General features: G+C 44.7%; 7 protein-coding genes and 1 tRNA gene. 5 read left to right on the forward strand and 3 right to left on the reverse strand.

Annotated elements, in window-relative coordinates:
* Window positions 1-2,670: hybrid sensor histidine kinase/response regulator (locus B4H32_RS02250; protein ID WP_286799632.1), on the forward strand; the 2,670-nt coding region annotated here is incomplete at its 5' end.
* Window positions 2,671-2,683: 13 nt separating this feature from the next.
* Entirely contained in the window at window positions 2,684-3,139 is a 456-nt protein-coding gene (locus B4H32_RS02255; protein ID WP_004681653.1) for a hypothetical protein, read from the forward strand.
* Between the two features lie 48 nt (window positions 3,140-3,187).
* Here B4H32_RS02255 and dapE read toward each other — a convergent pair whose 3' ends face one another.
* The 3 genes from dapE to B4H32_RS02270 form a co-directional block, all read right to left on the reverse strand.
* Window positions 3,188-4,321, reverse strand: a complete 1,134-nt coding sequence (gene dapE, locus B4H32_RS02260) for a succinyl-diaminopimelate desuccinylase (RefSeq protein WP_004681650.1) — start codon at window positions 4,319-4,321, stop codon at window positions 3,188-3,190.
* Between the two features lie 125 nt (window positions 4,322-4,446).
* The gene (locus B4H32_RS02265) at window positions 4,447-4,590 is read right to left on the reverse strand and encodes an entericidin A/B family lipoprotein (protein WP_026040097.1); all 144 of its coding nucleotides are present in this window, start codon (window positions 4,588-4,590) and stop codon (window positions 4,447-4,449) included.
* A 95-nt stretch (window positions 4,591-4,685) separates the two neighbouring features.
* Entirely contained in the window at window positions 4,686-5,555 is an 870-nt protein-coding gene (locus B4H32_RS02270; RefSeq protein WP_004681648.1) for a DUF1853 family protein, read from the reverse strand.
* Window positions 5,556-5,654: 99 nt separating this feature from the next.
* Between B4H32_RS02270 and B4H32_RS02275 the strand changes: the two genes are divergently transcribed.
* From B4H32_RS02275 to B4H32_RS02285, 3 genes are all read left to right on the forward strand, one after another.
* Complete coding sequence (locus B4H32_RS02275) at window positions 5,655-6,020, forward strand: YbaN family protein (protein WP_004681645.1); 366 nt, start codon at window positions 5,655-5,657, stop codon at window positions 6,018-6,020.
* Between the two features lie 447 nt (window positions 6,021-6,467).
* Window positions 6,468-6,989 carry a cell wall-recycling L,D-carboxypeptidase ElsL gene (elsL, locus tag B4H32_RS02280; RefSeq protein ID WP_004681644.1) on the forward strand — a complete coding sequence of 174 codons (522 nt, stop codon included), beginning with the start codon at window positions 6,468-6,470 and terminating at the stop codon, window positions 6,987-6,989.
* A 159-nt stretch (window positions 6,990-7,148) separates the two neighbouring features.
* Window positions 7,149-7,206: transfer RNA gene (locus B4H32_RS02285), tRNA-Val, on the forward strand.

The raw sequence follows: 7,206 nt of genomic DNA on the forward strand, positions 1-7,206 counted from the left end.
CAGCTGATTGCCTTGATTCGTCTGGTACAGGATGATATTGCGGATCGTATTCAAACCATTCGCGACCAGCAAATCGATTATCCATCAACGCATGTGGTACAGCTACTTCAACAAGCGGATCACTCGGCTGATCTGGTTGTAAGCGAGCCTGCAACTGAAATCACCGCACTTTCTGATCAAGATGAGAGCAGTGGACTGGAAGTGTTGCAACTTGTTGAAGAAGAAGTTTCTGAAGAACCAAGTCTTGCGGCAGATGAGCTGAGTGGCAATGATATAGAAGAACAGGTTGAAGATACCTCCTCTCTTCAAACTGTGGAAAATGCTGGTCAGTCTCTTGAAGAAGATATTCGTTCGCTGGTGGAACAGACATTCCTTGAGGAAGCTGAAGAGTTGCTTGAACAGGCTCAGGGTTTATTGAAACAGTGGTTTGAACAGCGCGGTAACCGTAGTTTGCTGTTACAGCTCCAGCGTAATGCCCACAGCTTGAAAGGTGGCGCACGCATGGCGGAATTGGATGCGATAGCAATCATTGCCTACCATCTGGAAAACGCCTTTGAACAGTTTGGTGTGCATCATTTCAGCTCAAACGTTTATGACAATCTGCTTAATACTGCGCTGGCATGGCTCAATGATGCGATCTTTAAGCGTCAATATGCCAACTTTGATGGTTTAAAACAAAGTCTAGAGAAGATGGAATTTGTGGATGTTGCGGCGCAGCTTCCTCAAAAATTCTCTGCAACAGACATCTTCACGCCTGAATATACTATGGAGTTTGTTCAGGGTGATGGTACTGAACCACCATCAATGTTGGGTGAGTGGGAAACCACAGAGCGCATTGAACAGAACAATGAAATGATTCGTGTTTCTGCTGACGTTATCGAGAAGATGATTGACTTGTCAGGGGAAAATGCGATCAACCGTTCACGTATCGAAATGGACCTGGGCCAGCTGGGTGGTACGTTGACGGAAATGGAACTTGCAATCAAACGTCTGGCTGATCAGCTACGCCGAATGGAAGGTGAGCTGGAAAGTCAGATCATTGCACGACATGGCGGAGAAAATTCCCGTTATGCCGATTTTGACCCATTGGAGATGGACCAGTACTCATCGTTGAACCAGTTGTCAAAATCGCTTGCAGAATCCGCTTCGGACTTGGTTGACTTTAAAACCACACTTTCTGAGAAGATTCGTGATACTGAAGGTCTACTGTTGCAGCAGTCGCGTATTCAGGCAGAAATTCAGGAAAGCCTGATGCGTACCCGTCTGGTGCCATTCTCACGCTTGTTACCACGTTTACAACGTATTGTTCGCCAAACGGCTTCCAGCCTGAACCGTCCAACCGAATTGGTGGTCAACAATACCGAAGGTGAATTGGACCGCAGTATTCTTGAAAGGCTGGTTGCACCATTTGAACACATGCTGCGTAACGCGATTGACCACGGTATTGAAGACCGTGAGCAGCGTTTACAGGCTAAAAAACCAGAAACAGGGCATATTGTTCTGGACATTGGCCGTCAGGGTACCGATATCGTGGTCACATTCAGTGATGATGGTAAAGGGATTGATGTCAACCGAATCAAGGACAAGGCGATTCAGACAGGTTTGATGACCACGGATCAAAAACTTGATCAGGAAGAAGTTTTACAGTTTATCTTCCATCCTGGTTTCAGTACCGCTGCACAGGTGACCCAGATCTCTGGCCGTGGTGTCGGTCTGGACGTTGTACAGAGCGATATCAAGGCCTTGGGTGGTCACGTGAGTGTCAGCTCCGTTCTGGGTAAGGGAACCACATTTACCATCCGCGTACCAACAACCGTGGCGGTAAGTGACGCCTTGATGGTGAAAGCAGGTGACCAGCAATTCGCATTCCCACTTGCACAGATTGACCGTATTGTGCGTATCTCGCCAATGGCATTGGAACAATACTTTGACAGTCAGGAAGACTACTTCAAGATTGATCAGGAACGTTATCGCCTGCGCTACCTGTCGGAGTTTGTTGCAGGGCAGCCAATCCCGCGTTTAAACGGTGTGGTTCACTCTTTACCTGTGCTCCTGATTAAGGGTGCACAAGGACAGACTACCGCATTATTGGTAGACCAGTTAATTGGTTCACGTGGCCAGATCGTGGTAAAACCAATTGGCCAGCAATTCTCAAGTATTGGTGTGATCGCGGGCGCCACCATCCTTGGTGATGGTCAGGTCTGTCTGATTCTGGATGGCCAGAATATTGCCCGTCAGGCACAGTCAACAGCACGTAGCAAGCAGGCGGATGAGACCTATACCAAACAGCGTTATGATGAGCGCCGCCTGATCATGATTGTGGATGACTCGGTGACTGTACGTAAGGTGACGTCACGTCTGTTGGAACGTCAAGGCTATGATGTGGTGACAGCCAAAGATGGTGTCGATGCAATTGAGCAGCTTGATACAGTCAAGCCAGACTTGATGCTGCTTGATATTGAGATGCCACGAATGGATGGTTTCGAAGTGACCAACCTTGTTCGACACCATGAAATACATCGCGACTTGCCAATCATCATGATTACATCACGTACAGGCGAGAAGCACCGTGAACGTGCATTGTCACTGGGGGTAAATCAATATATGGGTAAACCATTCCAGGAAGAAACGCTTCTGGAAAATATTGAAAGTTTACTTACAGTGCGCTAAGGGGTAATGAATAATGGTTAAAAAAGGCGAAAACTCGGCATTGGGGCAAATTGATCAGCAAGAGTTACAACACTTAATTACGGTATCAACAGGATTCATTGATGCCTATATTATTCAGTGCCATCAAAAGGTTCCCATGCTGTTGCCACAAAATATCGTGTTGTCAGCAATGGATACCCAAACCAACGTTGACCACATCGAATGGCATGACCTAAAGCTTCCCGTTTATGCGGTGAATGACCCGAACGAGAAGCAGGGCGTGGCCTTGGTTATTGAGGGTGATGATGTCTCCGAGCGGTTTGCCTTGGTCTGTAATGAAATGCCTGAATCCATCCGTGTACGTATTTCGGAAATTGTAGATGAAGAGCGAGACGTGGATGACAATAAGGTCTTTAAGTATGTGAAGATGGGCGAAAAGCAATTTTTTGTTCCCCATTTGCAAAATATCCAGACCCAGCTTGGTCTCTAATAAAAAAGGAACTCATCAGAGTTCCTTTTTTTATGACTATAAAATTTATTAAGTCAAAAGCTCTTCCAGAATTTGTTCATAAATTTCAGCCAGAGGCTCCAGATCATCAACATTGACATGCTCATTGATTTGGTGGATGGTGGCATTTAACACCCCAAGTTCCAGAACCTGGGCGCCTGTAGGTGCAATGAAGCGTCCATCAGAGGTACCACCACTGGTTGAAAGTTCAGTTTCAACGCCTGTCACATTTTTAATCGCTGTTCTTGCCGCATTCACCAATTCGCCCACTGGGGTGAGGAATGGTAAACCTGACAATGTCCAGTCAATGCTGTAATTCAGTTGATGTTTATCCAGTGTTTCAATGACGCGTTGTTTGAGAATTTCGGCCGTTACTTCAGTGGAGTAACGGAAATTAAAGGTCACCTCCAGTGTGCCTGGAATGACATTGGTTGCACCTGTTCCCGCATGGATATTTGAAATCTGGAATGAGGTTGCGGGGAAATATTCGTTACCATTGTCCCATGTGGTTGCACACAGTTCATCCAGTGCTTTGGTTGCCAAATGAATTGGATTCTGTGCAAGATGAGGGTAGGCGACATGGCCTTGCTTGCCTTGTACGGTCAATACCCCATTTAAAGAGCCACGGCGGCCATTTTTGACAATATCACCAAGTTGATGGGTACTTGAAGGCTCGCCAACCAGACACCATGTCATTTTCTCATTACGTTCTTCCAGGGTTTCAACAACTTTAACCGTGCCATTGATGGATGGACCTTCCTCATCGGAAGTAATCAAAAAGGCAATCGAACCCTTATGGTTAGGATGCTTGGTGACAAAACGCTCCGAGGCGACCACCATTGCGGCCAGGGCGGTCTTCATGTCGGCAGAACCACGGCCATATAATTTACCATCACGGATGCTAGGCAAAAACGGGTCTGAATTCCATGCATCCAATTGTCCAGTCGGAACAACATCAGTATGCCCCGCAAAACAGAACACAGGGCTTTCTGTACCACGACGGGCCCATAAATTATCAACATCTTCAAAACGCATGTTTTCGATCTTAAAACCCACCTTGGCCAATCGTTCAGCCATGATGTTCTGGCAGTCATGATCAATAGGCGTGACTGAGGGTTGGCGTAGGAGTTGTAAACTGAGTTCAAGTGTATCGGAATGGTTCATGCGAGATGTGGCTAAATCTGGTGAAATCTGAACCGATATAATAGGGGAATATTGCTGAGAAAGGTATGTAAAAATAAACCTTATCTAGTTTGTAGATAAGGTTTTGTGAGCGTTGTTCTATGGAACTACAGTTTATTCTGGGTTTTTTCAGCAGTTTGGGTCACTTTGTCGCCTGCTTTGGAAACATCCTGCCCAAAACCCTTAAAGGTGTTACAACCAGTTAATACAAAAGCGGCCATGATAGAAGCAACTAAAATTTTTTTCATCATCTTCTCCGTGTGAATTTAATTATGATGTCATTAGAGTCTAAAAAAATAAATGGAAAATGAACATGATGGTTTGATTGTAGATCTGTTATAAAATGTTATTTACTTGCGGTTGAGCTAAATAACAGGGCGGATTGACGAAACATATAAAACATGGGTTCAGTGTCTGCATTGTGATAAAGTCCATTGGTCCACCATTCAGCAGTTTGTGTAGATGGATGTTGATCAGGGCAAATCCATTCATGCCGTTGTAGGCGATAGTAGGGTAGTACAGGGATTATCGTTCCCCATTGACCTAAACGTCTGGATGTGTTGATCCATTCTGGAATAGATGATGCGTAATGATGTTCTGGTAAATACAGTTGTCCTTTCATGACTGCAAATTTACGCTGAATTGTGTACTGGCTGGTCTCGGAAAACTGAAACTGGCGTTGGGTAAAGTGCCGTAGTTTTCGCTGTAGGGTATCTTGCCGATTTAGACCGAACCATTCAGATAAATTGAGTTCGTTCTCACCCAAATAATATTTCAATGCGACTTCCCAATGCTCGATTTCCTGGGTCTGTTTGTTGAGTAACAGGAAATCAAGCTCACCCAGGGTGACTGCCCCCGCAATTTTCTGGATGCTGTGGCCTAATAACTGGTAGGGGTGATAATCATCATCCTGTAGCCAGAACCAGAGCAGATATTCAAAACGCAAACCTAAACGGGTACTTTTCAGGCGTGCCATAAATTCAATTAAGGGTTGAGGTTGCTGATCCAACTGTTGCAACCGCACCTCATAAGCTTGATAGTGCTCTTGCCAAACGGTATTGGAATGAAGTTCAAAATAATTTTCAATTTTTAAATCATCGGGTATTTTGGTCAGGATATTGGGACTGGCAATGCAAAAGGCCAACTGCCGAACAATAGGCTGCTTAAACTGTAACCACGGTTCAAAAAAGCTGGGTGAATCAATCTTCTCAGGCATAGTCACCCATCATCGAGAAATAATAAGTTCAGTTTGATAAACAACAATAAAAACACTTTATACTAGCACGGTTGTATTGACGTGTCGGTTAATTACTAAATGAAAACATTGTTCTGGCGTAGCTTGGTGGTGATTTTTATCACATTGGGAATTATTGGAGCAATTCTACCTGGTATGCCAACAACAGTTTTCCTGATTCTGGCAGCATGGGCGGCATCAAAAGGCTGGCCGCAAATGGATGCATGGTTACTGAACCATCCCAAATATGGTCCCACACTGCGTAACTGGCGTGAAAATGGGACTGTACCACGCAAGGCCAAGTGGATTGCCAGTATCATGATGCTGTTCAGTGGGATTTTAATGCTGTTTACCAATGCGCCGTTCTGGGTCAAGATATTTACTGATGTTACCATGTTGATTGTGGCGATCTGGTTATGGCTACGTCCTGAACCTGAGCAGCGTTAAAAAAAGCGAAGCTTTTTAGCTGCGCAAGACGAGAGCTACGCTCAAGTGGCGAGGATAAGCAAAGCATCGCTTTGCCCTGAGGGGCGATTAAAGCTCCGCAAGAAGACGAGCAGCTATGCTGCAAGTGGCAAGTTAAAAAAAGCAAAGCTTTTTTAGCGGCGCAAGACGAGAGCTACGCTTGAGTGGCGGGGTAAGCCAAGCAGCGCTTTGCCCTGAGGGGCGATTAAAGCTCCGCAACAAGGCGAGCAGTTATGCTGCGAGTGGCAAGTTAAAAAAGCGAAGCTCTTGCAGAATATATTTTGTATATATAAAGCAGATTCAAAAAGAACACCATTTTCCTAAATCATTGGGTCAGCCTCCTATAAGTTCTAAAAATCAAAATTACACAAAGCACAGCATTTTTATGTTCAAATAAATCAGCAAGACCGAAATATTTAGAGATAGAAAATGTCCTATACATTGGAACAGGCAGACATATTGATTGATTTGGCGCAACAAACTTTACGATTGCCGAAACATAACAAGTTTTATCTGATTTCCTCTGGCAAGAATGGAATTGGTGAACAGGAAAACAGTGGTAAAACCCCAAGAGGCTGGCATCGTGTTGCCCAAAAGATCGGTCATGACGCTGCAAAATATTCAGTCTTTATTGCGCGCCAGCCTACAGGCGAAATTTACAATCAACAGCTTGCACAACAGTTTCCACAAAGGGACTGGATTTTATCGCGAATTTTGTGGCTGGATGGTTTGGAGGCTGGTTTTAATCAGGGGGAGGGTTGTGATACCTTTAAACGATATATCTACATCCATGGGACACCTGATACGGAACCGATGGGCATTCCGATGTCTCATGGCTGTATCCGAATGAAGAATGATGAAATTATCGAGCTTTTCGGGCTTGTTCCTGAACATGCACTGGTCTATATTTCAGAACAGACATTGGAAAATAAGCAGCCAGATTGTAAATAAGTGCCTAAATAAAATACGAAAATCCTGTGTTTTATCAAGAATGACCTATTTTTTAATCATTCACACGGTTTTTTCCGAAAAGAGCATGAAAAGCGTTTGACAGGCTGTGAAGATTCTCTATAATGCACCTCACAAACGATGAAGACGTTAAGGGCGCTTAGCTCAGTTGGTAGAGCGTCTGCCTTACAAGCAGAATGTCGGCGGTTCGATCCCGTCA

Source organism: Acinetobacter sp. UBA2063, from assembly GCF_002333245.1.
GTDB lineage: Bacteria > Pseudomonadota > Gammaproteobacteria > Pseudomonadales > Moraxellaceae > Acinetobacter > Acinetobacter parvus.